Here is a 24,349-nt window from a genome sequence, read left to right on the forward strand (position 1 = left end):
CGCGAGCCGCGGCTCGGTGACACTGGTGATCGTTATCTGCGCTGGTGAACGAAAGGCGTCGCATTCGCTAAGGCGCGCTTTCTCGCACGTGTGCGACGAGCATCGCTCGGTCATGGACTCGCCGTCGGGGTCGGGACAGCCGTCGATGTCGGGGTCGCGGTTGGCACTGCGGTTGGCGTCGGTGTCGGCGATGGTGCCGGGGCTGGTTCGAAAACCGTCACCGTCGAACCGACGACCAGCCGTGTTCCGCCTGCCGGGTCGGTACGAATCACGCCGGTCCCGACCGTCGAGGTCGGGGCCGAGGCCGTCGTGAAGCCGGCTCCTGCAACACTTTCCAGCGCCGCGTTCACCTCTCGTCCGACGACGGTCGGCACCGTGTTGTACCCCGAGGCGACCGTTACCGCTACCGTGCTGCCGAAAGCCGCCCGGTCCCCCGATCCCGGCGAGGTCTCGATCACCGTGCCCTCGGTCCAGCGGCTGTCGACCGATGTCACCGCACCGACGACGAATCCGGCGGCTGCGATTCGCTCGCTCGCCTCTGCGAGCTGAAGCTGCGCGACATCCGGAACGCGCGGACGGGTGTCGACTACCGAGGCAGGGGACGTCGGCTCCGGCGACGGCGTGGATGTCAACGGCTCGGGCGTCGGTTCGGTGGTGACGGATGCCGAGGGCGAGGTTGCCAGCGAGATCACGACACCGAGGGTGACGGCGGCAGCGACGGTCGCGAACATTGCGATGCCAGCTGGCCGACGACGACGGTGAATGGCGGCGAACGGGCTCACCGCGGGAGAGGACGCGCGCGGCGGGGTCGCTGTCGTACCGAGCACGCGGGTCACCCCCGTTCGGTCCCCGTGATTGTCGGTCGCCGCCTCGGTGGACGATGCGGGCCACGGCGCCGGCTTGGCAGGCGCGGGCACGGCGGCCCGTGTCGCCTCCGTTGCTGCGGCGACGAGCGCATCGCGCATCGCGCGCGCCGTCGGAAAGCGATCGGCCGGATCCTTGAGCATCGCCCTGACCACGACGCGATCCACAGACCGCGGGATACCCGGGCGACCCACCGAGGGCACCGGCGGAGGGGCCTCAACGTGCGCGCGCGCAACGTGGGTCGGATGATCCCGCTGGAATGGCGCGTGCCCGACGAGTGCGAAATAGAGCAACGCTCCCGCCTGGTAGACATCGCCCCGCTCGTCGACAGCGTTCCCGCGCGCCTGCTCCGGGGAGACGTAGCTGGCGTTGCCGAGGACCCCGACACCCCCCTCGTCGCGTGCGGCGAGCAGCGCGGCAGAGCCGACTGCTGTCTCACCGATGTCACCCGCGATCCCGAAGTCGAGCAGGCGAACGGTCGACGGATCGAGCTCGCCGCTAGTGTGACGAGCCACCATGACATTCGTCGGCGACACGTCGCGGTGGACCAACCCCGCCGCGTGAGCGGCATCCAGCGCCTCGAGCACGGGGACCATCACGCTGATGGCGGCCTCGGGAGAGAGCGGTCCGGCGGCACGCACGTGATCAGAGAGCGACAGACCCTCGACGAACTCGAGTGCTATCCACACGACAGGCTCGGGCCGATCGCGGTCCTCCCCGACATCCAGCACCTGCACGGCATGCGGATGTCGAAAGCGTGCGGAACGCGCAGCCTCAGCAAGGAAGTGCTCGCGGGCCGCGGCACGCTCCGTCAGGTGCGGGTGAAGGATCTTCAGCGCCACGCGTTGCCCGCTCGTCGCGTCCTCGGCGAGAAAGACGGATGCCGAGCCACCCGTCCCCAAGAGGTCGATGAGCCGGAACCTGCCGGCGATCAGATCGGCCATGACAACGCCTAGAGCACCGCGCCCTCACCGGCGCTCGTCGGACGGCGGCGAGCAGAGAAGTGCGCGGCGGGAGCCGGGAGAAGCCTCGCAGTACGAAGAGCCGAGAGCGCCGAGACGGCTGCCGCTGCAGCCGTGGACGACGAGGTGTACCACCGGGCGCACGTCATGACTGGACCTCCCTCGGCGTTGAGGACCCACCCGCGCCGAGTCGTGGCCCCATCGACGACGGCCGTAACATCGAGTCGACCCGTAAGAGTGGCGATCCGCTCGACGTGCCTCCGCGCCTGCTCGGCGTTCTGGTAGAGGTAGAAGCTCCGCCCAAGTTCGCGGTTGTTCGAGGCGACAAGGCGCCAGTACACGGCCCCGCTCATCTCACCACTCGCCTTCGCGCCTTCTGCGGAGCGACCGGACTTCTCGGGAGGATGAGCAACAGCGACTCCGGGGACTACTGCGTTTCGGAACCGCATCCACTTCTGGACCATCGGGTCATCGACCGACGGCATGACGCGAAAGCTCACTGCAGCGGCGAGCGGCGCGTGCGGGACGTGTTCGGAACCGGGCGATTCCACGCTGTCCTCCGGGAGAAGGTGATTGGGGCTCCCGGCCCAGGACATCGTCGGGTGATTCGCTTCAGCGGGCCGTGATGGTGATCATCGGCTCGCTCGCTTTCGCGCAGCTTTCGCGTAGGTGTCCGAGAAGTGTCCAGTTCGTTCTGTACGGGTCTCAGCTAGCGTCGGTTGCCCCGGCATCGCGCGCTCCGACATCCGTGCGATGGAAGTTCTGGTGAGAGCGGGAGGCGGTTGGTCCACGCTGCCCCTGATATCGGTTGCCGTAGGGGCCGGAGCCGTAGGGGTTTTCTGCCGGGGAGGACAGCCGGAAGAAGCACAGCTGCCCGATCTTCATGCCGGGCCACAGCGTGATCGGAAGGGTTGCGACGTTGGAGAGCTCGAGCGTCACGTGGCCCGAGAAGCCGGGATCGATGAAGCCTGCAGTGGAATGCGTGAGCAGTCCCAGACGCCCGAGCGATGACTTGCCCTCGAGTCTGGCGGCGACGTCGTCGGGCAGAGTCACCAGCTCGAACGTCGAACCCAACGCGAACTCGCCGGGGTGCAGGATGAACGGCTCGTCGGGTGCGACCTCGATGAGCCGCGTGAGGTCGGGCTGGTCGACCGCCGGGTCAATGAACGGATACTTGTGGTTGTCGAACAGTCGGAAGAACCGGTCAAGTCGCACGTCGACGCTCGATGGCTGCACCATCTCGGCGTCCCACGGGTCGAGTCCGACCCGACCGGCGGAGATTTCATGGCGAATGTCGCGGTCCGAGAGCAGCACGAGGCCAGCCTAGAGGACCCCCTGGTCAGCGTCAGCCGAGCTGGTCCGCGGTGTAATACCAGGTGTCGATGATCTTGGCCTGGCGAGACTGCCCGGTCACGATCTCCGGCCATACGAGGCGCGTGGTCACCGAGCCCGTGTTCGTGAAGTAGTCCTCCGTGCGCGAGAGCCCTGCCTCTGTGCCATTCAGCTCCGCGACAGCGGTTTCGGCGGCAGTTCGGGCAAGGACACGGATGTCGGAGAACACCGTCGCTTCGAGCCCGTTGCCGAGGGACCCGATAGTTGCCGGGTCGTCGCCGACGGTCGTGACGATGACGTCCGATCGGCCGGAATCGGCCAGCGCGGCACGAACGCCGTCGGCGACTTCAGCGGATGCCGTCACCACGGCAGAGAGCTTCTCGCCGTCTGCGTAAGACGATTCGAGGATCGACGTCATCCGCGCCTGGGCGGCTTCGCGCGAGCCGTCAGCCGTTGCGACATCCTCGCCGTTGATCTGGCCCGAGCCCACGACGAGATCGCCGGACTCAAGATAGGCGGCGAGGCTGTCGCGAACCGAGCTGTTGTAGAAGAACCAGTAGTCCCAGTCGTCGGTGTCTGCGCCGAACACTTCGATCCGGAACGGGTCGTCGACGACGACGCCCGTGGGATTGCCCTGCTCGTCGCTGAGTCCGAGCGCAGCGGTGGCAGCAGCCCCCGCTCCGTATCCGAACCCGTAGAGGTCGGGCGCGACGAAGAAGTCGACGCCGACCGCGTTGATCGGGAGCCGGTCGAGCGCGATGACGTCGACGCCGGCATCCTCCGCCACCGCAAGGCTGTCGACGAGGCCTTCCTCGTCAGCCGCGGTCACGATCAGCACGTCGACATCGGCAGCGATCAGCTCCTCGATCCGCTCATCCTGCTCGGCGGCATCGGCATAGTCCACGGTGACCGTGACCCCGGCTCCCTTGAGGAGCGATTCAAGTGCGTCACCGGCCATGGTCCACCGCGGCTCACCACTGGCCGGGAGCACGACGCCCACAGACCCGCTGGCGGTGCCAACCAGCGGCGTGAGCGTCGGCGACGGCAGAGGTGTCGAGGTGGCCGTGCAGCCTGCCAGGCCGAATCCCGCCATGACGACGAGAGCAACGAGTCCGCGAGTTCTCACCTCGGTCCTTTCACGATCACCGCGGATGACACGGATGACCGAGCACGAATCGCGGGCGACGCGCGAGTTTCTCTCGCGATGGTGCACCGGCCACCAACGGGCTGCGTCCAGCGGGTAAAGCACGCCTGTTGCGGCGGTGAACCGGGGCTGTGGACGCAGTGAAAAGGTTGCGGGTGATCCCCGGACCCGCCTTGATATGCTGGCGGGGCGCCTCGGCGCATGGGGCTGTAGTTCAATGGCAGAACTTCTGCTTCCCAAGCAGACAGCGCGGGTTCGATTCCCGTCAGCCCCTCCAATGGCCCGATGTGCCGCCACCGGCGGTGCAGCGGGCCATTCGCGTGGTTGCCGTAGGAACCGATCTCCGCGTGCGGGTGGGCCCCCGCCGCTGGCGGACGGGTGTCAGTCGTTTCCGATCGCGGCGGTGAGCGCCGCCTCCACTGCCGCCGCAACCTCAGTGTCGGTCGCCAGCAAAGCCGTGCCGTGCGCCGAGGATTCAACGAGCAGGACGCGCGAGTCGGGCTGGGCTTCAGCCAGGCGACGCGCTTGATCGGCGAAGTCGTCGTCGCCGGTTCCTGCGACGAGGAGGATCGGCTGCGTGATCGCGCGAATGCCAGCAAGTGCGTCGATGTCGTTGTACTGGGCAGGTGATGAGATCGCTACAACAACGGATGGCGCAGGGTTGAGCTCGCCCGCGGTGGAGAGAACGTACGCTCCTCCCATCGAGGCTCCGACCATCGCATACTCCGACACTCCAGCCGCGCCGAGCCACGCAACTGCGGCGCTCATCACGTCCTCAGGCGAGGCGGTCAGTGAGGGGATGAACACCCGATAGCCCCGCTCGGCGAGCGTGCGGCCATAGGCGTCCCACGCACAGGGCCCCTGCTCGGCTTGATGAGCGAGGATCACCGCGCGCGGCCCGTCGCCAAAGGTCAGGGCTTCGGTTGGAACTCCTGGCGCGTCGAGAACCAGGGCCGTGTCGCCCTCCTGAAGGCATCCGGATACTTGACGCGGTTCGGATGACGACACAAAGCCGGCTTGAGGTGAGGAGCTTGTGCCAGCGCTCTCAACCGCGCTGGCACAGCCCGCGAGACTGAGCGCGAGCACTGTGATGAGATCAGTGCCAGAACGCGTCGATCCGCCATCGTGAGCCCCCCTAGGTCCGGTACTCCTGCTTCAGTGTGGCACCGTGACCTGACGGTTCGCTTCCCGAAACCTCTCCCGAGAACATCGAAGGCCCACGCAGTACTCTGCGCGGGCCTTCGGGTTCAGGGGACGTCAGTCGCGGGTTGCTTCCTTGACGTCGTTGCGCGCCTTGACGGCGTCGCGTTCAGCCTCTGCCTTCTTCACGTCGGCTTCGGCAGACATCTCTTCGGCCTTGTCCTTGGCGCGGTCGACGCCGTCCTTGATGGCGTCGGCGGTGTTCTCCGCAGCCTCAGCGATGTTCTTCTTCGCATCTTCCATGAATCCCATGGGGTCTCCTTCCATCTGCAGAGCGCGGCGTGATGTCGCAAGGCTTGACGGTAGCTGGTCTCTTTGCCATGTCCCAGGGGGTTGCAAGATCCGGCCCGACCGTCCATAGTTCGCGCCGACAGTCGGGATTCCCCATCCCGAGCCCTACAGAGCCGCTAGCCCTTGACGTCACACTGAACAAGTGTTTAATGTGTTGAACATGCGTTCAGCCCCCGACGCTTCGACCCGTGATCGGATCCGCGATGCGGCAATCGCGGCCTTCGCAGAGCGCGGCTTCGACGCGGCCAGCCTGCGGGATATCGCGCAGCGCGCCGGCGTGAGCGCAGCGCTGATCGTGCACCACTTCGGATCCAAAGACGGACTGCGCGAAGAGTGCGACGCCTACGTCGTCCAGGCGCTGGTCACCGACAAGGGCCGACTCGCGGGTGGCGGCGCCTCAGCGATGATGCGCGAGGCCCTCGCCGACCGCCAGCGCTACGAGCCACTTCTTGACTACATGTCCCGGATGCTGACATCCGACACGTCGGCCGCCGATGACCTCTTCGACTCCCTGGCTGCTGCAACGCGCGCCCTGCTCGAGCAGCAGGCCGCGGCCGGGATGCTGCGCCTGCAGTCCGACATGGACGTCACAGTCACCGCGGTGACGCTGTACGGCCTCGCGCCGGTGCTGCTGCGCCGCCAGCTCGCCCGGAGCCTCGGTGAGGATGGGCTGACCGAGGCGCTGCTTCGCCGGCTCACTCTGCCGCTGCTCGAGTTCTACACCCTCGGTCTCTACGCCGACGACAGCCTGCTCACCGCCGCGCGGGATGCACTCACGCGACCCCTCGGCCCGCACTCGGGCAAGGGCGAGAACGACCCGCACCAGGATCCCGACCCGCCGCTGGCCGACTAACCCTCGGCATCCATCACACACCAGCGACGAAAGGAGCAGGGGATGACCCCCTGCCATTGAACTCAACGACCTGCGCAAGCAGTACGGGCGGCGCACCGCCCTCCATGGCCTGACCCTCTCGGTCGCGCCCGGCACGGTGTTCAGCCTGATCGGCCCCAACGGGGCAGGAAAGACCACGACCCTCCGGATGCTGGTCGACATCATCCGCCCGACCAGCGGCACCGCGCACGTTCTGGGAACGGATCCACGAACCGGCGGGCCAGCCCTCCGGCGACGCATCGGTTACGTCCCCGGCGAGCTGCGGATGGAGGGACGCGCCACGGGTCGACGCCTCCTCGATTTCTATGCGAGCGTGTCGGCACCAATCCGTCCCGGGCGCATCGACCAGCTGGCCGAGCGTCTCTCGTGCGACCTCTCCCGCCCCGTCCGCACCCTGTCGAAGGGCAACAAGCAGAAGCTCGGGCTCATCCAGGCCTTCATGCACGAACCGCCGCTGCTCATCCTCGACGAGCCCACGAGCGGACTCGATCCTCTGATGCAGCGCGAGTTCCTCGGGCTCGTGCACGAGGCGCGGCAGAACGGCCAGACGGTTCTGCTGAGCTCCCATGTGCTCAGTGAGATCCAACAGGCAGCCGACGAGGTCGCGGTGCTCAGCCAGGGCCGGATCGTCGCGGCGGGAGCTGTGGACGAGCTGCGGCTCGGCGCCGTGCGTCGCATCCGTGCCGTGCTGACGGATGCCGACCCCGGCGCGGTCCGCGACGCACTCGCACCCCTGTCGACGAGCACGCCTCCCGAGATCCGTGCGCAGGATGACCGGGTGATCGCGCACGCCACGATCGAGGGCGAGATCGACCCGCTCGTGAAAGCCCTGGCCCGCTTCCACGTCGCCGAGCTACTGATCGAGGAGCCCGACCTCGAGGAGTCGGTGCTGCGCCTCTACGGGTCCGCGAGCACCGATACCCCCACAGCGATGGGAGGCGAGTGAGATGGGCCGCCTGCTTCCCATCGCAGCTCGGAACCTGCGCGACTCCTGGCGCGGGCTGCTCGCGTGGACACTGGGTCTCACCGCCGCCCTCGCGCTCTACCTTCCGCTGTTTCCGTCGTTCGGCAGCAACGGCTCGCTCGAAGAGATCATCGCGGCGCTGCCGCCAGAGCTTGTCGACGCGCTCGGCTACGACCAGATCGGCACCGGCTCGGGATATGCGCAAGCAACGTTCTTCGGCCTGATCGGTTTCGCGCTGATCGTGATCGCGACCACCGCGTGGGGTGCGAGTGCGATCGGCGGCGCCGAAGAGAATGGCCGCCTCGAACTCGACCTGGCACACGGGATCGGCCGTGTCTCCTACGTCCTCGAGAACGCCCTGGCGATCCTTCTGAAGCTCGTCGTGTTCGTCATCGTCATCGGCGTGGTGGTCGGCATCCTCAACGTACCTTCGGAACTCGGGCTGGAGGCATCCGGAATCATCGCAGCGATTGCAGCCCTCGCGGGACTGGGCGCACTGTCGGCCGCTGCCGCACTGCTTGCCGGCGCCATCACCGGTCGCCGGATCGCCGGGGTCGCGGCGGGTGCGGGGATCGCGGTCTACGGGTACGCGCTGCAGGCTGTCGCCAACCAGTCCGAGGATCTCGCGTGGGTTGAACGGCTCTCACCCTATGCGTGGGAGTACAGCGACGCGCCGCTCGAGTCGGGATTCGCCTGGGGCATCGCAGCGGTCTGGGGTGTCGCGATCGTGTTCACGGGCGCGGCAGCTCTCGCACTGCGCTCCCGCGACATCACCGGCTGAGCGCTACCGGTATTCAGCGAGAGAGCGGAGGGGCGGCTGGGCGCCGACGTGGGTCACCGCGTCGGCGCCCACTGCACATGCCGCGGCCAGCGCGACCTCATCGGGCCAGCCGGCGTGGATGGCGAGCGTGATCGCGGCGCTGAAGGCATCCCCGGCACCGACGGCGCTCACGGCCTCGACCACGGGTGACGGAGCAGTCAGCACCCGGTCACCTTCGCGCCACAGCGATGCTCCGCGAGCTCCGTGGGTGACGACGACCAGGCGCGCTGCTGAAACTGCCGGGAGCGCGGCGAACTCCGCGTCGTTGACGATCACGAGGTCGGCGCGGCGCAGCACCGAGGCGGGCACGTCGCGGGCAGGGGCGGCGTTGAGCGCGAAGAACCCGGGCACGGATGCCGCGAGAGTCTCGATCGCGTGCGGGGGGATCTCCAACTGCGCGAGCACTGCCTCATCGGGCGCGAACGGCCCTGCCCCCTCGACCGCGTCGTTCGCTCCCGCGCACACGACGATCGTGTTCTCGCCCGCCGCATCGACCGTGATCAGCGCCGTTCCCGTCGGCTCCGCGACGACACGGATGCCGGATGTGTCGACACCGGCACGGCGAAGGGTCTCGACCATGGCCCGGCCATCAGCGTCGTCTCCGACCGCGCCGAGCATCCGAACTGCCGCACCGAGCCGAGCGGCAGCAGCCGCCTGATTCGCGCCCTTACCGCCGGCACCGCGGATCGGTCCACGTCCACGCACGGTCTCACCCGGAATCGGAAGTTCACCCACCGTGACCGAAATGTCGACGTTGATACTTCCGACCACGCAGAGCGGTCCCAGACCTCGGGATGTCATGTCGACATTCCATCACGCACCGTGGCCCCCGGTACGACTGAGGGCTGGCCGCGCGATATAACCGAAGGGGTGCGCGACGCGCCCCGGACAGCGCCGTCCGCTCATCTCATCACCCCGGGAGCGACATGACTGCGCCTCTTCCGCTGTACCTCGACTGCGACACCGGTATCGACGACACCGTCGCCCTGGCCTACCTGCTGCGCTCGCCCCTCGTGGATCTCGTCGGGGTCGGCACGGTCAGTGGCAACACGGATGCCGCGCAAGCTGCCCGCAACACCCTCGATCTGTTGGCGCTGGCGGGCTTCCCTGACATCCCCGTGGCAATCGGCGCGCACGACCACCTCACCCACGTCTACGGCGGCGGCGCGCCACACGTGCACGGCGACAATGGCGTCGGCGGTGTCATCCTCCCCGATTCGGGCACCTCACCCGACCCGCGCGACGCGGCTGATCTGCTGCTTGAGCTGTCTCACACGTACGCCGGTGAGCTTCACCTCCTGACCATCGGGCCCGTGACGAATATTGCGATAGCGCTTGAGCGCGACCCGACGCTGCCGTCGCGGATCGCCGCTGTCACGACGATGGGTGGCGCAGCCCTCGCCCCCGGCAACATCACTCCCGTCGCAGAGGCGAATATCTTCAACGACCCCGAGGCTGCTGATGTTCTCGCGCGCGCCGGCTGGGACGTGACGTTCGTGCCACTGGATGTGACCATGAACCATGTCCTCACCGATGGCGACCGGGGCCGCCTGCTCGCCTCAACCGATCCGTTCGCACGCGCGGTCGGTGAGATCCTCGACCACTACCTCGACTTCTACGTGCCGCAATTCGGCGAGCGGCTCAGCCCCCTGCACGACCCGCTGGCGGCGATGACCGCGGCGGGGGCGCCGGGCATTGGACGAAGCCTGCGTGTTCCCGTCGTCATCGATACGACTGATGGCCCCTCGCGGGGCTCGACCGTGGTCGACATGCGCGGACAACGCCTCGGCCCCCGGGATCACGACGGCGTCCGCACCCGGGTGCTCTTCGACGGGGCCGATAGCCTCACCGAGCACCTGGTTTCGACGATCCTCGGCGGCACGGCCACGCCCTAGCCGGGAGGCGCAGCACAGACCTACGGGAGGGGCTCCGCGGGAGATGCTTCCGCTCCGCGCGGGTCAGCCGCTGCTCGAGCTGACGCGGCCCGAACGGCACCGATGCTCGCGGCGATGACCAGCGCGATCCCGACGATCTCGAGCCACGTCATCCCCTGTCCGAGCAGCAGCCAGCCGGCGAGGGTGGCTGTCGCGGGGGCAAGGCTCATCAGGATCGCGAACGCGGATGCCGCCAACCGCCGCAACGCCAACAGCTCGAGCGCGTACGGGATCGTCGAGGAGAGCACCGCGACTGCCGCGCCCAGTGCGAGAAGGTCGATGCGCACGAGCGCGCCGCCTGCTGCGATCAGTCCCCAGGGCAGCGCCGCGAGTGCGCCCACCACCATGGCAAGCGCAAGTCCGTCCAGGCGTGGAAACTCACGCCCGACGCGCGCAGAGGCAAGGATGTACAGCGCCCAGCTGGAAGCCGCCCCGAGGGCGAACAGGACGCCGATCGGGTCCAGTCGGTCCCACCCGCCCCCGGCCAGCGCGATGACCCCGACCAGCGCCAGTCCTGCCCACAACCAGGCGCTGGCACGACGCGCGGCGATCACCGAGAGCACGAGCGGTCCGAGTACCTCGATCGTCACGGTGACACCGAGCGGCAGCCGCGCGAGCGCGAGATAGAACAGCCCGTTCATCAGGGCGAGCACCAGACCGAACCCGATGACCGAGCGCCAGGCGGTCGGGGTGTGACCGCGAAGGCGCGGCCGGGCGATGACCATCAGGATGACGGCCGAGAAGCCCAGGCGCAGGAACACGATTCCGAGAGGCCCCAAGGCGGGGAAGAGCAGAACGGCAAGGGACGCGCCGAGCTCTTGACACACCAGACCCGTGACAACCATCCCGACCGCGAACGGCGGCGAAGACAAGGCTGCCGCGCGGGGAGCGCTCACCCTGGGTCCGGGCTCACGGCTGAGGCAGCGGACAGACCGCCGCGCCGCGGATGGCTTCGGCCTGCTGTTCGGCGGTCCACGGCAGGCCCGCCGCGGGCGCTGTCTCGCCGGCGGCGGCCGGAGCCTTGGACGCGATCGCGGCAAGCTCCCAGGCGAGATTTGCTGCAATCCCCGCGGGGGCCGCGGAGTTGTTCAAGACGACGGCGACAGTCAGCCCGGTATCGGGATCGGCGTAGGCAGCCGTGAGGTAGCCGGGAATAGCGCCGTGCTGTCCGATCAGTCCTCCGGCGGCGAATGCTCCGCCGTCGTAGGTGTACCAGGTCGGCGCGCCGGGGTACGCCTCGCGAGGACTGTCGAACCGCGTCTGCTCATCCCCGAGCAGGGCGCCGGTGGCAAGCGCCTGCGCGTAACGGCCGAGATCGGCGATCGTCGAGACAGCTCCCGAGTCGGCGAAGCCGATGCTCGCCGAGAGCTCCGTGATCTCAAGAGGATCAGTGCACAGTAGCTGCCCGTCCTCACCCGGCAGCGAGTTGTTGCCCTGCAGCGACGGAGCATCGGTATCACCGGCCGGCGTCGCCGGGGCGGAGTCCGGCAGCCACGTGGAATCAAGGCTGAGGGGGTCGGTCACGTACTGCTCGAACAACTCGGGCAGAGATGTCGTGGTTGCGGTTTCGAGTGCGACGCCGAGCAGGAAGTATCCGGCATCCGAGTCGACGAAGGAGGAGCCGGGCGTTGTGGTGCGCTCCCGTCCCATGCCATAGGCCGCCAGCTCGAGCGGAGGCCACTGGCGGTTCGGGGTCTTGAGCCAGTCATTCCAGAGCGACGGCGCCGATGCTCCGATGCCTGACGTACTGTCGCAGAGCTGGCCCAGGGTGACGTCTTCGAGTCCCGAGGCGCCCCCCACGTACTCCGAAACCTTGTCATCCAGGGCGACGACCTCGCGGTCGACAAGCGCGTAGAGGACGTCGCATGTCATCGCCCGCGTCACGCGGGCTGCACGAAACTCCATGTCGGAGGTGACGGCCTGCGAGTTGGTCGGAGACTGCGTTCCCACACCGGCGACCCAGGAACCGCTCCACGGCGCCCAGACGCCCACAATGGCACCCGAGGAACCGGTCGCGGCCATCGCTTCAGCCAGCGCGGCATCCAGTTGCGACTGGGTTTCGGCGGGGAAGTCACCCTCGACCTGGGCCGGCACATCGATCTCGATGGTTTGGGTGGGAGCGCAGCCAACGAGGGTGGCCGCGAGGGCAACCGTCGCGATCCCGAGGGCGCTCCACCGCCGCCTGAGGATCGTCGCACCCATACCCAACCCCCGTTGTTCGTGCATTCAGCATTCAAACACATCAACATCACGCGAAGGTCACGGCCCCTACGCTGTGACCATGACGTATCGCTTCGACGACAGCATCCGCACCGGCGTGCTCGCCCACATGAACGGCGACCACGGCGGCGACAATCTCCTGATCGTGCGGGCGTTCGGACAGACGGATGCCGTAAGCGCGATCATGTCCGATCTCGATGGGGACGGCGGGGTGTGGGATGCCGAGCTCGGCGACGGTACGACAGTGACTGTTGCAGTTCCGTGGCCCGGCGGCAGCATCACCGAGCGGCCGCAGATCCGAGCCGAGATCGTGAAGCTCTATGACGCGGCGTGCGCGCGACTCGGGATCGAGCCCCGTCCGCACGAGTGAGGAACGCCGCTCGCTCAGTCTCCGGACTTTGGTCTTGTAAGGTTCGGCTTACCTGAAGGTACACTGGTGCCCATGACACCCGTGACCCCGTTCTCGACTGCCCTGCGCGAGCGCTCGAGCAATGCCCACTCGGGCAGTGAACACGCCGGCTTCATGAGCGATCTCATGAAGGGCGAGGGCACGCGCGAGGACTACATCGCGCTTGTCGCCCAGCACTGGTTCATGTACGACGCGATCGAGCGCGCCGCCGACGTGATGCGCAACGACCCCGTTGCGGCCCCCTTCATCAGCGACAAGCTCACTCGCATCCCCGCACTGGAAGCCGATCTCGAGTTCCTCATCGGACCGGACTGGCGCGAGCGGATCGCCCCACTCCCGAGCACTCAGCGCTACGTCGACCGGATCAACGAGGTCGGATCGATCTGGGCCGGCGGGTTCGTCGCCCACCACTACACGCGCTACCTCGGCGACCTCTCGGGCGGGCAGTTCATCGGCAAGCTCATGGCACGGCAGTTCGGCTTCGAGACCAACGGGATCGGGTTCTACGTGTTCGACGACATCGCCGACCCTCGGGCCTTCAAGGATGTGTACCGCGAGCAACTGGATGCCGCCCCCTGGGACGCTGATGAACAGGAACGCGTCATTGACGAGGTGCTGCGCGCCTACCAGTTCAACACCGACGTCTTCGTCGACCTTGCCTCAGCCAAGGCCTCGGGCCGCATCGCCGAGATCGCCTGAGAGTTCCTCAGGCGCGGGCCCGGACAGCGGCCATGAATCGCTGCACGTCGGGGTCTACCTGGATGTCGCGAGGCCGCAACGGCCGCGTCAGGTAGAGGCCCTCGAGCGACGTCAGGCGGCTCAGCGCCACGTAGGTCTGACCCGGCGCGAAGGCCCCCGAACCCAGGTCGATGATGGCGCGGTCGTATGTCTTCCCTTGAGACTTGTGGATCGTCACCGCCCATGCCAGGCGCAGCGGAAACTGGGTGAACTCCGCGACGATCTCGCGCGAAATCGACCGCGTCGACGCGTTGTAGGCGTACCGGAACCTCTCCCAGACGGCGGGCTCGACATCCATCTGTTCGCCGTCGACCTCGACGCGCACCGTGCCGCCCGCGATACGGGTCACGGTTCCGATGGTGCCGTTGACCCACCGCGGCGGCTGGCCGAACGTCGAGACGTCGTTACGCAGGAACATGACCTGCGCACCGACCTTGAGCTGCAGTTCGGCGTCGGCGGGGTAGGCGGCATCTCCGCGGCCGAAGTCGCCGCTGATCTCGGCGTGCGCCGTCTGAGTAGCGCCCGGCAGCGCATCCAGGTGTGCGCGGTTGATGCGGGTGACGATGTCGTTGCGTGTGGCGAGAGTGATGATCGGGGGCTCATCTGCCCCGCCCACTGGCGGGGTGCGAGCGCCGGTGTCGTTGAGAACCTGCGCGATGTCGGCGGTGACCCGCCCGTGGCGGACGGCTCCCAGCATCCGGCGAAACTCCGGGTCGGATTGCCGGTGGATCTCGGCGAGCTCGCGGATCTGCAGGGATGCGCCGTACCGGCCGAGATCCAGGAGCGAGGACCCCTCCGATCCGGGAAGCGCGGCATCCGATCCCGCCCACACGCGCGCATCGAAGAACCAGAACGATCGGTAGTGATCGCGGATGTATCGCTGCTCATCACCGTGCCGCGGCGGCACCGGCGCGAGCTGGTACGGGTCACCGAACATGACGATCTGCACCCCACCGAACGGCTCGGCGCGACGGCCGCGCGCCTGCCGCAGGGAGCGATCGATGGCATCCATCACGTCGGCGTTGACCATCGAGATCTCGTCGATCACGAGGGTGTCGATAGCGTTCAGCAGCTTGCGGGTGGCATCAGGATGGTCGAGGTCGGCATCCGCGATGAGGCCGATCGGCAGGCGCAGCAGAGAGTGGATCGTCTGGCCTTCGACGTTGAGCGCAGCGACACCGGTGGGAGCGCAGACGGCGATCTGTTTGCTCGTCCGGTAAGACAGGTGCTGCAGGAGCGTGGACTTGCCGGTTCCGGCGCGACCGGTGACGAAGACATGGTCGCGGGTGTCTTCGATGAGCCGGAACAGCGCCTCTTGTTCCGCGGAGAGTTCGGGCGCCTGCACCGGGCCATGCTACCCAGCGCGCGCCGCGGCAGGGCGTCCTCACAGCGGGTCGTTTCTAGACTGGTGCCGTGAGCACCACGGGGGAGAAGGCGTCGGGCGGTGCTGCCACCACGCCCGAGTCGCCGCGCGCGACTGACTCGTCGCCGCGCGCGTCGCGTCGCCGCCGCGGTGATGCACGTCGCTCCGTTGCCGGCGACCTCGTCATTCTCTCGGCGGTCGGCGCACTCCTGATCGCGGCCTTCATCGCAGCGGGCGCGACGCTCTACGCCCAGTTCTACGGCCCGTCGGCGTTCGTGGTCCGCTACGCCAACCTGCTCGCCGACGGCAATGCCACACAGGCGCTCGCCGTGCCCGGAGTAGCGGTCTCGTCAGCCGACCTGGAGGCTGCCGGCCTCCCCGCAGATGCCTCCGAGGACTTCCTGCGCTCGAGCGCACTCGGCGATCTCAGCGACATCCGCGTCGTCTCCGAGACGAACAACGGCAACACCTTCGCGGTGACCCTCGCCTACTCGGCGGGCGGGCACGAGGCGTCCACGACGTTCTCGGTGGTGCAGGACGGCATGGTCGGGATCTTCCCCCGGTGGGAGTTCGCGCAGAGCCCGATCGCGGTCATGGATCTCACCGTGAACGGGTCGTCGGAGTTCGCGGTGAACGGCTTCAGCGTCGACAAACGGCAGGTCTCACCGGACGGAGCCGCCGCAGACCTGTCAGCGCCGATCCCCCTGCTGGTGTTCTCGCCCGGCATCTACTCGGTGACCGTCGATACTCCCACGGCCACCTCGCCGGGCGTGGCAATGCTCTCGGACGTCCCGTTCACCAGTGTCCCGGTCACCGTCACGGCGACGGCATCCGACGAGTTCGTTGCACTCGTGCAAGACAAGGTGGATGCCTTCCTCGAGGAGTGCACGCACCAAGAGGTTCTGCAGCCCACCGCCTGCCCGTTCGGGTTCGATCTCACCGACCGCATCGTGACACTGCCGACGTGGTCGATCGTGCAGGATCCGACGGTCTCGCTCGTCGCCGAGGGCGCCGGGTGGCGTATCGCCGAGTCAGCCGCCATGGCCCACATCGAGCTTCGCTCCCGCTCCCTGTTCGACGGCACCGTGAGCGACGTGAGCGTGGATGTCCCGTTCGTCGTCACCGGAACGATCGACATCCTTCCCGACGGCACGGCATCGATCCTGCTCGGGTGAGGGAGGGCCGCGCTCAGCGGCCGACGCGTGCGTCCCGCTCGGCGAGCTGAGCCAGCCGCGCGTTGTACTCCTCGAGTTCGGCATCCGCTGTGCGATCGGCCTGTCGGTCCTCGCGCCGTTGCGCGCGCTCGTCGCTGCGGCTCCACTGGATGGCGACCGTGATCGCCAGGATGAGGGTGGGGATCTCCCCGATCGACCAAGCGATCCCCCCGCCGATGTACTGGTCCTCGAGCGGCGTCGCGCCCCACGTGCGGCCCATGGCCCCGAACCACTCGGCCACCATGAGACCGCTGTTCATCATGATCGCGATGCCGAAGAAGGCGTGCATCGCCATGACGCCGATCAGGATGAGCAGGCGGAAAGGGTACGGCAGGCGGTAGGGCACCGGATCGATACCGATCAGCGACAGCACGAACAGGTAACCCGTGATCAGGAAGTGGAAGATCATCCACTCATGCCCGAGGTGGTCGTACAGACTCCAGCGGAACAGGTCGGTGTAGTAAAAGAGCCACAGCGAGAGAACGAAGTTCGCCGCGGCGAAGAACGGGTTGGTGACGACTTTCGCGAACGGCGTGTGGATGGCCCACAGGATCCACTCTCGCCCGCCGCGCGTGCCGTCATCCCGCTTGCGAACGGCCCGCAGCGCAAGGGTCACCGGAGCACCGGCGACCAGCAGCAGGGGGATGCCCATCGTGAGCGCCATATGCCCGAACATGTGAACGCTGAAGAGGTACTCCTGGTAGACGTTGTGGGCACCGTTGGTGATCCACGCGAGCATGACGAGGCCTGACAGGAACAGCACCGTGCGGTACAGCGGCCACCGATCACCGCGCGCACGAAGGCGCCAGACGCCGGCGAGATAGAAGAACGCCGCGAAAGCGCACAACAGCGCCCACAGCAGGTCGATCTCCCACGCGGAAACCCACTGCCAGGGCGTTAGCTCCGGTGGCAATGAGGCGCCCGTGAGGAACTGCGCCGGCGTACGCAGCTCGGGCAGCGACGTGTCGACCGGGGGAGGCGTGCGGGCGAGTGCGACAGCTGCGCCGCTGGCCAGGCCCATGAAGCCGACCTCGACGAGGATCAGCCACCAGAAGAACCGGGACGCACGGCTCTCGCGCAGTCGATCGATCAGCCGAAGCCTGTACCACGCGCCGAGCAGCCCCATCGCAACGAGGGCAACGATCTTGACGGTCAGGATCGCGCCGTACGGCGAGAGCATCGCTTCCCACGTCACGACGCCGATGACACCGCGCACGTATCCGGATGCCGCGACGACGACGAAGGCGACGATCGCGATCGTCGAATAGCGGCGCAGCACCGTCGTCATCCGATCCGTCGGCAGCAACGGACGGATGACGATCAGCAGCATCAGACCGCCGAGCCAGAGCGCCGCACCCTCGATGTGGAGCACAGTCGCCATGACGGCAGCATTGTGGTTGGCTTCCTCACCGGAGTGGCCCTGCGTGCCCACCGGCACGAGGGCGGCGATCGCGAGGATGGCGACCAGGAAGGTGCCAGTCCATGAGCGGACCGCGAACGTGAGAACCGTCAGCACCGCTCCGAAGATCGTGGTGATCAGCCACGCACGGCCGAGATCGGTGTCTGTCAGGAACCTTCCGAACTGCGAACCGAACTCGGGGCCGAGCGCCACCTGGGCATTGAAGGCGTCGATGAACGTGAAGAACCCGGTGACACCGGCAGCAACGGTGAAAACTGCCGCCGAGACGGATGCCACATCCACGGCGGTATTGAAGGCTTTGTCGCCGGCCTTGAGGGCGAACAGAGCCAGGATGAGCGACCCCAGCATCCCGGCTGCGGCGAGGTTGAAGACCAGCGTCGCTGCCGGCAAACCCCAACGCACGACAGGACCCGCATCGGCGATCACCAGCGGAGCGGCGCCGCCGCCGTACGCAAGGGCGGCGACCATCACGACGACGGCGACCGTCACGAGCGTCGCCGGGCCGATCGCCCGCAGCAGGCGGGAATCCATCCCCTCAGCCTACGCGCGCGAAAGGGGAGCATCCGCGGACGGACGCTCCCCTTTCGAGGTGAAGACGAAGGGTCTTACTTGGCGGCAGCCTTGAGCTTGGCGCCAGCCGAAACCTTGACGCGCTTGCCGGCGGGGATCTTGATCTCTTCACCGGTCTGCGGGTTGCGGCCCGTGCGAGCGGAGGTGGCGACCTGCTCGAACGAGACCCAGCCCGGGATCGACACCTTGCTGCCCTTGGCGACGGCCTCGGCGACAGTGGTGAACAGCGCGTCGACGACGCCCGAAACGGTGGCCTGGCTCTGACCGGTCGCGCTTGCGATGCTCGCGACGAGCTCGGTCTTGGTGATGGACTTTTCAGCCATTGTGGTTGTCCTCCAAGGCGGTGAAGTCCCCGCCCTCGTGCATGGACCGAAAGCTGGTGGCTCTCGGCTGGTCTCTTGCCGACCGACCTCGAATATACCCACGAACCCCGGAATTCCGCGGATTTCCCCGCCATAGACATCCGATTCGCGGCGTGTCGCGTCACGGGAGTGACGCGTGTGACTGCCGTGACTTCTACCACCTCTCCCCCAGACTGCAACGTGCCCGCGAGACGGGTGCGCCGCGGCATGGTCTCGCGGGCACGTTGCAGTCTCGCGAAGGAGCGCAGGATGCGAAAGGCCCGGCATCCGTGAGGATGCCGGGCCTTGGCGTTCGCGGCTGGCTTACCAGCTCGACAGTGCTTTCTCGCGGGCTGGCTTACCAGCTCGACTTGGTCACACCGGGCAGCTCGCCACGGTGAGCCATGTCGCGGAAGCGCACACGCGAGATGCCGAACTTCGTCAGCACACCGCGGGGGCGACCGTCGATCGCGTCACGGCTGCGCAGACGCACGGGCGACGCGTTGCGGGGAAGCTTCTGCAGGCCGACGCGGGCGGCTTCACGCTGCTCGTCGGTCGCGTTCGGGTCCACGAGCTGCTTCTTGAGCTCGAGACGCTTGGCGGCGTAGCGGTCCACGACCGCCTGGCGCTGCTGGTTGCGCGCGATCTTGCTCTTCTTAGCCATGGATCAGCGCTCCTCTCGGAATTCGACGTGCTTGCGGATGACCGGGTCGTACTTCTTCAGCACGATGCGGTCAGGGTTGTTGCGGCGGTTCTTGCGGGTCACGTAGGTGTACCCCGTGCCGGCGGTCGAGCGCAGCTTGATGATCGGACGGACGTCCTGAGCCTTCTTCGCCATTAGAGCTTCACACCCTTCGCGATCAGGTCCTTCACGACCGACTCGATGCCGCGCGCGTCGATCACCTTGATGCCCTTGGCGGACACGTTCAGGGTGACCTTACGACCGAGCGAGGGCACGTAGTAGGTCTTCTTCTGCACGTTCGGGTCGAAGCGGCGCTTCGTCCGGCGGTGCGAGTGCGAGATGTTGTGACCGAAGCCGGGAACCGCTCCAGTCACCTGGCACACTGCAGCCATGGTGATGTCTCCTTCTGTACCGTGAGGCCGGACGGCCTCACCCAAGATCCCTTGTCTGCACCCCGCACTCGACAGACCATTTCTGGCCGGATGATGAGGGAAGGGCACGAACTGCGTGCTGGAGTGCGCGCAGACAAAGAGTCAGTCTAGCACGGCGGCCGCGCGCGCCCCTTCTGCACCCCGGCCCCAGCGGAACGCCGAGACCGTGGGGTCTCCCGGGATCCAGAACCGCCAGGGGTAGGCATCCGTGCCGGCGATACCCGCCACTCCGACCCGAGGTCCGGTTGCCACGTGGTCCAGCGGCTCCTCGCGCATGAGCAGCCGCGCGACGGCCCCGGCACGACCCGAGCCTGCGACGGCATCGATGCCGTCGTGGTCCGCATGACGCAGGCCGACAGCCTGACCGAGACGGCCGGGTCCGCGTGCAAGGTCCCGCGCGGGCCCCGGTCCCCGCGCCCCGAACCGGCGCCGCGTCGCGATCTCAGCGCCCTCGACGATCTCGCCGGCCCGCAGCAGCACCCCACCGGCGACGCCCGCCGGCGCGCACACGACGTTGACGCACGAATGGATGCCGTGACTGAGGTAGACGTAGAGGTGACCCGGTTCGCCCCACATCGTGGCATTACGCGGGCTTCGGCCCGACCGCGCGTGAGAGCCGGGGTCGGGAACATCGCCAGTCCCGGCACCGTGGTAGGCCTCGACCTCGGTGAGTCGGGCGACGACGCGCTCACCGCCGGCCTCGACGACCAGATGGGCTCCGAGGAGTGTCGGTGCGACTTCCACCGGTAAGGCGGAAAGGTCCGCGCGCGTCGCGAGACGCAGACCGTCGGGATTCCTCACCGCCACGACACCGACTGACGACACCACGAAATCGACGAGCCAGCCAGTGCGACAAGCTCGCGGGCTTCAGAACCATCGCCCCGCGGGAGCTCGACGATGTGGGTCTCTACCGTGGCGGGCAGGGGCAGCTGGTAGGTGTCGTACGGGTTCGATGCCAGGTCGGGCGCCACGAGCATCGCCGCGTACTGTCCGCTCGGCGACACGCACGTCTGCAGAACCGCGTCAGTCTCGGGTGCCGAGAACACCTCCGTGGACGTCCCTGCGTCATCGACGAGGACGACGGATGTCGCGCCAGTCGGCAGGCCGGTCTCGGCGATCGGGAACGTCGTGCGCAGCGTCCCACCGCGCGGGAGGGGCATGACGCTGCCGATCACCGCCGGGTCGGTGCCGACATCCAGCGGCGTCTCCTCGCCGGTCAGGAGGTCGAGTACAACGAGCCCATCGATGCGCTCGGCGATCGCCTGAGCGGTTCCCGGAGCTATGCCATCGATCGCGAGCGCCGTACCGAGAGCGGTCGGAGCCTCGCCCTCGGGGTCGGTCAGCAACAGGTTTCCGTCGAAGGCGACCAGCAACACACTGTCGGTGTCGGGCACGAACGACCATTGCGCGACGCGCTCGTCGGCGCCCGCGACGACGACCTTCGCGGGCTCGGCGGTCGGGGTGTCGAGCGATGCCGTGTACAGCGCCGATTCGTCACCCGAACCCGTCCCGACCGTCGACGAGGTGAACAGGTATCCAATCCGATCCCCCCGGTCAGCGATCTGCAGATCAGCGATATATCCGCTGCCCGGCAGTGTCAGTTCGACCGGGTTCTGCCCGTCGAGGTCGGTCATGATCAGCGCGCTTTCGCCGTCTTCATCGACGAGCACGACAAGGTGATCGCGGGTCGCACGGTAGTCCTCGATGTGCGGGTGGGCGAACACGGCGACGGCGGCTTCACCGGTGAGGTCGGTGCGGAAGATCGTGTCGCCATCGACAGTGCCGCGCTGCAGCAGGAACACCTCGCTCGGCGGGGTGGTGAACGTCTCGGTGATCGTGGATGACGGACCCCCCGACACTCCGGTCACCCCGTCGATCGTGACGGTGTACTCGGTGTCGGCATCGAGCGGAACCGTGAAGCGCACCCCGATGCTGCGACCCGAGGTGTCGATGTCGAACGGTGTTGCGGGGGTCACCGTGACAGAGGTGGGGTCGACGTCGGCGAGCGACTGCGAGGTCGTCACGATGAGCCGGGACCCGGATGCCGCGATGGCAGCTGACGGGTCGACCTGCACCGCGGTCACTCGCGGCCCCATGAGAACGGTGGCCGCGGCTCCGAGCGCGCCGACGAGCCCGATGGCCGCAGCGACCCCGACGAAGCCGAGGACGAATCCCCGCAGTCGTCGACGGGCAGCTCGCTGTCGGCGCGACGGCGCAGCCGAGTCGCGCCGACGGCCCGCGTCAGTACTCATACGGGTCCTCGGGCTCGGGTACGGTCTCGACCGAGTCGGCGGCGATGTGCAGCCGCCCGTCGGAGTCCGATCGCACCGTGCCCGTCACGGTAGCCCACTCGCCCTCGGGCGCTGCCGTGCCGCCCCACGCGATCGGCACCGCGGCCAGTTGCGCGTCGATGACGCAGTGGGTGATGACGAACCGCGACAGCAGGAAGCCGGCCCCGGCATCGCCCGGGGAGACGAAACCGGTCAGAGTGACGGCGTCGCCGTCGAAGGATGCCGGGTCTGTCGCCGTCGCGAACACCGTCGCCCACTCGCCCACCCCGAAGGTCGCCGTATCGCCCGTGGAAGCCAGGGTGACGACATCCCGGCCGCCGAACAGCACCGGCGTGGTCGAGGCGCTCGTCGAGGCGAACTGCGGCGACAGCGACGAGGGTGGCAGGGCGAGCGCGCCGACCACGACGGCACTGGCTATCACTCCTGCGACGACCGTGCCGGCGAGGGCAACCGGATGCCGGGTGTGGCCGCGCGCAGGGGCGGCGTCGTGGTCATGATCATCGGCCGCGCCGTGGCCGCTCTCGGCATCCGTGTGCCGCGCGGGAGCGGCGTCGCCATGGTCGTGTCCGTGGTCGTCTTCGGCGCCCAGCGGAAGCGCGAAGGACGCGATGGCGCCAATCAGAACGATGACCGACATACCCACCGCGAACCACGCCGACTCAGGGTTGATGTAGAGCGACAGTCGCCCCGTCACCGCAAGCCCGATGGTGAGGACGGCGAGGGCTGAGGCGAGCCCGACACCGAGCCAGCGTGTTCCGAGGGAGCTGAGCCTAGGCAAGAAGGTTCACCACCGTCCCCATCGCGAAGGCAGACAGCACGACGACCACGACGATCCCGACGAGGGTGCGGGTCGTGAAGGTCGTGCGCAGCAGGGCGAGCATCTTCACATCCACCAGCGGGCCGACAAGAAGGAACGCCACGATCGAGCCGGGGGTGAAGGTCGAGGCGAACGACAGCGCGAAGAACGAGTCGACGTTGGAGCAGATCGAGACGACCATTGCGAGCGCGATCATGGCGACGATCGACAGTGCCGGATTCGATCCGATCGCCAACAGCACGTCCCGCGGGATCAGCACTTGAACGGCTCCGGCGATGGCGGATCCGATGATAAGCGCGGGCATGACGGCGCGCAGCTCGACGACCAATTGGGCAAGGCTCCGGCGCCCCTTGCCGCCGGGCTCATGAGTCACGAGCCCGCACGTGTCGCGGAACCGGTCGGTCAGCAGCGCGTCGGGGCTCGGATGCCGGCTGTACAGCCAGCCGAGGAGGTTTGCGATCAGGAAACCGCCCACCAGGCGCGCCACCAGGATGCCGTCGCTGAACCCGAACGCCTGGTGCGTCGTGATGATCACGATGGGGTTCACGATGGGTGCCGCGATGAGGAAGGTGAGGGTCTCGGGCACCGTGAACCCGCGCATCAGCAGGCCACGGGCGAACGGGACGTTGCCGCACTCGCACACGGGAATGAACATTCCGAGCAGGGACAGCACGCCGCGTCGCAGCCACGGGGTGCGTGGCATCCATCGCTCGAGCACTCCTGGCGGGATCCACACCTGCACGACAATCGACAGCACCACCCCGAGCACCACGAACGGGAGCGACTCGATGAGAACGCTGATCGCGAGGGTCAGCCCATCCTGGGCGCGAGTCGATAGCGGTGAGGCGAACAGTGAGGGCGCGAGGGCATCAATCGCGACAAGAAGCGCGATGAAGAGGATGCCGATTCCGACGCCGACTCCCGCCCGTACTCCCGGGCTCGCACCCTCGGAGCGGACGCGTTCGGTCGCCGGAGCGTCAGCGCGCACGGTTCCCGTCGCCGGATGCCGCGCGGGCGCGCGCCGTGCACTCGGGGCAGCGTCCGAAGATGTCGACGACATGCTCGGCATCCGTGTAGCCGTGCTGCTGCGCAACCGACCGGGCCCACTGCTCGACGGGGGTCGCTGCGATCTCCACGGTCGCGCCGCAGGACCGACAGATCAGGTGATGGTGGTGCCCCGAGGTCTCGCACGCACGGTAGAGGCTTTCGCCGTCGGGTCCGTGCAGCGTGTCGGCCGCGCCCTCATCGGCGAGACTTGCCAGGGCGCGGTAGACCGTCGCGAGGCCGATCCCCGTGTCTTCATCACGAAGAACGGCGTGAAGTGACTGGGCACTGATGAAGCCGGGGGCGTCGCCCAGCGCCGTGCGCACGCGTTCGCGCTGCCAGGTATTGCGTTGCGCCATGGCCGGGAGTCTATCGACCTACCTTCGGCGCCGGCTGGGAGCGCGTG

27 protein-coding genes and 1 tRNA gene are annotated in these 24,349 nt (G+C 67.8%); 8 read left to right on the forward strand and 20 right to left on the reverse strand.

Going from position 1 to position 24,349, the window contains the following annotated elements:
- Positions 1–110: 110 nt before the first annotated feature.
- From AADH62_RS02535 to AADH62_RS02550, 4 genes are all read right to left on the reverse strand, one after another.
- Complete coding sequence (locus tag AADH62_RS02535; protein ID WP_341578153.1) at positions 111–1,808, reverse strand: protein kinase domain-containing protein; 1,698 nt, start codon at positions 1,806–1,808, stop codon at positions 111–113.
- Positions 1,809–1,816: 8 nt separating this feature from the next.
- Positions 1,817–2,377, reverse strand: coding sequence for a hypothetical protein (locus AADH62_RS02540; RefSeq protein ID WP_341578154.1), 561 nt, complete (start codon positions 2,375–2,377; stop codon positions 1,817–1,819).
- A 154-nt stretch (positions 2,378–2,531) separates the two neighbouring features.
- Positions 2,532–3,140 carry a dCTP deaminase gene (gene dcd / locus AADH62_RS02545; RefSeq protein WP_341578155.1) on the reverse strand — a complete coding sequence of 203 codons (609 nt, stop codon included), beginning with the start codon at positions 3,138–3,140 and terminating at the stop codon, positions 2,532–2,534.
- Between the two features lie 31 nt (positions 3,141–3,171).
- Positions 3,172–4,284, reverse strand: a complete 1,113-nt coding sequence (locus AADH62_RS02550) for a substrate-binding domain-containing protein (RefSeq protein ID WP_341578156.1) — start codon at positions 4,282–4,284, stop codon at positions 3,172–3,174.
- A 221-nt stretch (positions 4,285–4,505) separates the two neighbouring features.
- Here AADH62_RS02550 and AADH62_RS02555 point away from each other — a divergent pair.
- Positions 4,506–4,579, forward strand: a tRNA-Gly gene (locus AADH62_RS02555).
- A gap of 104 nt (positions 4,580–4,683) precedes the next feature.
- Here AADH62_RS02555 and AADH62_RS02560 read toward each other — a convergent pair.
- Positions 4,684–5,310 (reverse strand): hypothetical protein, encoded by a 627-nt coding sequence (locus tag AADH62_RS02560; RefSeq protein WP_341578157.1) that lies wholly within the window; start codon positions 5,308–5,310, stop codon positions 4,684–4,686.
- A gap of 249 nt (positions 5,311–5,559) precedes the next feature.
- The gene (locus AADH62_RS02565; RefSeq protein WP_341578158.1) at positions 5,560–5,754 is read right to left on the reverse strand and encodes a hypothetical protein; all 195 of its coding nucleotides are present in this window, start codon (positions 5,752–5,754) and stop codon (positions 5,560–5,562) included.
- Between the two features lie 199 nt (positions 5,755–5,953).
- Here AADH62_RS02565 and AADH62_RS02570 point away from each other — a divergent pair, with 199 nt between their 5' ends.
- From AADH62_RS02570 to AADH62_RS02580, 3 genes are all read left to right on the forward strand, one after another.
- A complete protein-coding gene (locus AADH62_RS02570) occupies positions 5,954–6,646 on the forward strand; it encodes a TetR/AcrR family transcriptional regulator (RefSeq protein ID WP_341578159.1) in 693 nt (230 codons plus the stop codon).
- Positions 6,647–6,716: 70 nt separating this feature from the next.
- The gene (locus AADH62_RS02575) at positions 6,717–7,631 is read left to right on the forward strand and encodes an ABC transporter ATP-binding protein (protein WP_341578279.1); all 915 of its coding nucleotides are present in this window, start codon (positions 6,717–6,719) and stop codon (positions 7,629–7,631) included.
- A 1-nt stretch (position 7,632) separates the two neighbouring features.
- Positions 7,633–8,430, forward strand: coding sequence for an ABC transporter permease subunit (locus AADH62_RS02580; protein WP_341578160.1), 798 nt, complete (start codon positions 7,633–7,635; stop codon positions 8,428–8,430).
- 3 nt (positions 8,431–8,433) lie between these two features.
- On the opposite strand, the gene AADH62_RS02585 is transcribed toward AADH62_RS02580, so the two are convergent.
- Entirely contained in the window at positions 8,434–9,270 is an 837-nt protein-coding gene (locus AADH62_RS02585; protein WP_341578161.1) for a PfkB family carbohydrate kinase, read from the reverse strand.
- A 125-nt stretch (positions 9,271–9,395) separates the two neighbouring features.
- On the opposite strand from AADH62_RS02585, the gene AADH62_RS02590 reads away from it, so the two are divergent.
- Positions 9,396–10,364 carry a nucleoside hydrolase gene (locus tag AADH62_RS02590; RefSeq protein WP_341578162.1) on the forward strand — a complete coding sequence of 323 codons (969 nt, stop codon included), beginning with the start codon at positions 9,396–9,398 and terminating at the stop codon, positions 10,362–10,364.
- A 20-nt stretch (positions 10,365–10,384) separates the two neighbouring features.
- Here the strand turns inward: AADH62_RS02590 and AADH62_RS02595 are convergent, their stop codons facing one another.
- Complete coding sequence (locus tag AADH62_RS02595; RefSeq protein ID WP_341578280.1) at positions 10,385–11,248, reverse strand: EamA family transporter; 864 nt, start codon at positions 11,246–11,248, stop codon at positions 10,385–10,387.
- A gap of 64 nt (positions 11,249–11,312) precedes the next feature.
- Positions 11,313–12,605, reverse strand: a complete 1,293-nt coding sequence (locus AADH62_RS02600; protein WP_341578163.1) for a serine hydrolase domain-containing protein — start codon at positions 12,603–12,605, stop codon at positions 11,313–11,315.
- A 79-nt stretch (positions 12,606–12,684) separates the two neighbouring features.
- On the opposite strand from AADH62_RS02600, the gene AADH62_RS02605 reads away from it, so the two are divergent.
- Together AADH62_RS02605 and AADH62_RS02610 are read left to right on the forward strand one after the other, a co-directional pair.
- Positions 12,685–12,993, forward strand: coding sequence for a DUF2470 domain-containing protein (locus AADH62_RS02605; RefSeq protein WP_341578164.1), 309 nt, complete (start codon positions 12,685–12,687; stop codon positions 12,991–12,993).
- A 72-nt stretch (positions 12,994–13,065) separates the two neighbouring features.
- Positions 13,066–13,731, forward strand: coding sequence for a biliverdin-producing heme oxygenase (locus AADH62_RS02610; protein ID WP_341578165.1), 666 nt, complete (start codon positions 13,066–13,068; stop codon positions 13,729–13,731).
- A gap of 7 nt (positions 13,732–13,738) precedes the next feature.
- On the opposite strand, the gene AADH62_RS02615 is transcribed toward AADH62_RS02610, so the two are convergent.
- Positions 13,739–15,115, reverse strand: a complete 1,377-nt coding sequence (locus tag AADH62_RS02615; protein WP_341578166.1) for an ATP-dependent DNA helicase — start codon at positions 15,113–15,115, stop codon at positions 13,739–13,741.
- Between the two features lie 68 nt (positions 15,116–15,183).
- On the opposite strand from AADH62_RS02615, the gene AADH62_RS02620 reads away from it, so the two are divergent.
- Positions 15,184–16,308 (forward strand): hypothetical protein, encoded by a 1,125-nt coding sequence (locus AADH62_RS02620; protein ID WP_341578167.1) that lies wholly within the window; start codon positions 15,184–15,186, stop codon positions 16,306–16,308.
- Positions 16,309–16,321: 13 nt separating this feature from the next.
- Here the strand turns inward: AADH62_RS02620 and AADH62_RS02625 are convergent, their stop codons facing one another.
- The 10 genes from AADH62_RS02625 to AADH62_RS02670 all read right to left on the reverse strand — a co-directional run bounded on the left by AADH62_RS02625 (position 16,322) and on the right by AADH62_RS02670 (position 24,302).
- Positions 16,322–18,298 (reverse strand): cytochrome c oxidase assembly protein, encoded by a 1,977-nt coding sequence (locus AADH62_RS02625; protein ID WP_341578168.1) that lies wholly within the window; start codon positions 18,296–18,298, stop codon positions 16,322–16,324.
- Positions 18,299–18,372: 74 nt separating this feature from the next.
- On the reverse strand, positions 18,373–18,660 hold the full coding sequence (locus AADH62_RS02630) for an HU family DNA-binding protein (RefSeq protein WP_195692545.1): 288 nt from the start codon (positions 18,658–18,660) through the stop codon (positions 18,373–18,375).
- Between the two features lie 376 nt (positions 18,661–19,036).
- On the reverse strand, positions 19,037–19,342 hold the full coding sequence (rpsN, locus tag AADH62_RS02635; protein WP_292707051.1) for a 30S ribosomal protein S14: 306 nt from the start codon (positions 19,340–19,342) through the stop codon (positions 19,037–19,039).
- 3 nt (positions 19,343–19,345) lie between these two features.
- Positions 19,346–19,516 (reverse strand): 50S ribosomal protein L33, encoded by a 171-nt coding sequence (rpmG, locus tag AADH62_RS02640; RefSeq protein WP_005051772.1) that lies wholly within the window; start codon positions 19,514–19,516, stop codon positions 19,346–19,348.
- Positions 19,516–19,752, reverse strand: coding sequence for a 50S ribosomal protein L28 (gene rpmB / locus AADH62_RS02645; RefSeq protein WP_228179498.1), 237 nt, complete (start codon positions 19,750–19,752; stop codon positions 19,516–19,518). The genes rpmG and rpmB overlap by 1 nt, the downstream gene beginning before the upstream one ends.
- Before the next feature lie 141 nt (positions 19,753–19,893).
- Positions 19,894–20,616, reverse strand: a complete 723-nt coding sequence (locus AADH62_RS02650) for a DNA-3-methyladenine glycosylase (protein ID WP_341578169.1) — start codon at positions 20,614–20,616, stop codon at positions 19,894–19,896.
- Positions 20,589–22,043, reverse strand: a complete 1,455-nt coding sequence (locus AADH62_RS02655) for an Ig-like domain-containing protein (protein ID WP_341578170.1) — start codon at positions 22,041–22,043, stop codon at positions 20,589–20,591. Before AADH62_RS02655 ends, AADH62_RS02650 begins: the two co-directional genes overlap by 28 nt.
- Positions 22,033–22,860 (reverse strand): TIGR03943 family putative permease subunit, encoded by an 828-nt coding sequence (locus AADH62_RS02660; protein WP_341578171.1) that lies wholly within the window; start codon positions 22,858–22,860, stop codon positions 22,033–22,035. The genes AADH62_RS02655 and AADH62_RS02660 overlap by 11 nt, the downstream gene beginning before the upstream one ends.
- The gene (locus tag AADH62_RS02665) at positions 22,853–23,959 is read right to left on the reverse strand and encodes a permease (protein ID WP_341578172.1); all 1,107 of its coding nucleotides are present in this window, start codon (positions 23,957–23,959) and stop codon (positions 22,853–22,855) included. Before AADH62_RS02665 ends, AADH62_RS02660 begins: the two co-directional genes overlap by 8 nt.
- Positions 23,877–24,302, reverse strand: coding sequence for a Fur family transcriptional regulator (locus tag AADH62_RS02670; protein WP_228179494.1), 426 nt, complete (start codon positions 24,300–24,302; stop codon positions 23,877–23,879). The genes AADH62_RS02665 and AADH62_RS02670 overlap by 83 nt, the downstream gene beginning before the upstream one ends.
- Positions 24,303–24,349 lie beyond the last annotated feature (47 nt).

The sequence above is a fragment of the Microbacterium schleiferi genome (assembly GCF_038150145.1).
GTDB classification, from domain to species: domain Bacteria; phylum Actinomycetota; class Actinomycetes; order Actinomycetales; family Microbacteriaceae; genus Microbacterium; species Microbacterium schleiferi_B.

Bases quoted from the DNA above. Each gene is read 5' to 3' on its own strand.
- AADH62_RS02570 (WP_341578159.1), top strand. From the start codon at position 5,954: ATGCGTTCAGCCCCCGACGCTTCGACCCGTGATCGGATCCGCGATGCG.
- rpmG (WP_005051772.1), bottom strand. From the start codon at position 19,516: ATGGCGAAGAAGGCTCAGGACGTCCGTCCGATCATCAAGCTGCGCTCG.
- rpmB (WP_228179498.1), bottom strand. From the start codon at position 19,752: ATGGCTGCAGTGTGCCAGGTGACTGGAGCGGTTCCCGGCTTCGGTCAC.
- AADH62_RS02580 (WP_341578160.1), top strand. From the start codon at position 7,633: ATGGGCCGCCTGCTTCCCATCGCAGCTCGGAACCTGCGCGACTCCTGG.
- AADH62_RS02535 (WP_341578153.1), bottom strand. From the start codon at position 1,808: ATGGCCGATCTGATCGCCGGCAGGTTCCGGCTCATCGACCTCTTGGGG.
- AADH62_RS02600 (WP_341578163.1), bottom strand. From the start codon at position 12,605: ATGGGTGCGACGATCCTCAGGCGGCGGTGGAGCGCCCTCGGGATCGCG.
- AADH62_RS02565 (WP_341578158.1), bottom strand. From the start codon at position 5,754: ATGGGATTCATGGAAGATGCGAAGAAGAACATCGCTGAGGCTGCGGAG.
- AADH62_RS02610 (WP_341578165.1), top strand. From the start codon at position 13,066: ATGACACCCGTGACCCCGTTCTCGACTGCCCTGCGCGAGCGCTCGAGC.
- AADH62_RS02625 (WP_341578168.1), bottom strand. From the start codon at position 18,298: ATGGATTCCCGCCTGCTGCGGGCGATCGGCCCGGCGACGCTCGTGACG.
- AADH62_RS02605 (WP_341578164.1), top strand. From the start codon at position 12,685: ATGACGTATCGCTTCGACGACAGCATCCGCACCGGCGTGCTCGCCCAC.
- AADH62_RS02670 (WP_228179494.1), bottom strand. From the start codon at position 24,302: ATGGCGCAACGCAATACCTGGCAGCGCGAACGCGTGCGCACGGCGCTG.
- AADH62_RS02585 (WP_341578161.1), bottom strand. From the start codon at position 9,270: ATGACATCCCGAGGTCTGGGACCGCTCTGCGTGGTCGGAAGTATCAAC.
- AADH62_RS02595 (WP_341578280.1), bottom strand. From the start codon at position 11,248: ATGGTTGTCACGGGTCTGGTGTGTCAAGAGCTCGGCGCGTCCCTTGCC.
- AADH62_RS02590 (WP_341578162.1), top strand. From the start codon at position 9,396: ATGACTGCGCCTCTTCCGCTGTACCTCGACTGCGACACCGGTATCGAC.
- AADH62_RS02630 (WP_195692545.1), bottom strand. From the start codon at position 18,660: ATGGCTGAAAAGTCCATCACCAAGACCGAGCTCGTCGCGAGCATCGCA.
- rpsN (WP_292707051.1), bottom strand. From the start codon at position 19,342: ATGGCTAAGAAGAGCAAGATCGCGCGCAACCAGCAGCGCCAGGCGGTC.
- AADH62_RS02665 (WP_341578172.1), bottom strand. From the start codon at position 23,959: ATGTCGTCGACATCTTCGGACGCTGCCCCGAGTGCACGGCGCGCGCCC.
- AADH62_RS02655 (WP_341578170.1), bottom strand. From the start codon at position 22,043: ATGAGTACTGACGCGGGCCGTCGGCGCGACTCGGCTGCGCCGTCGCGC.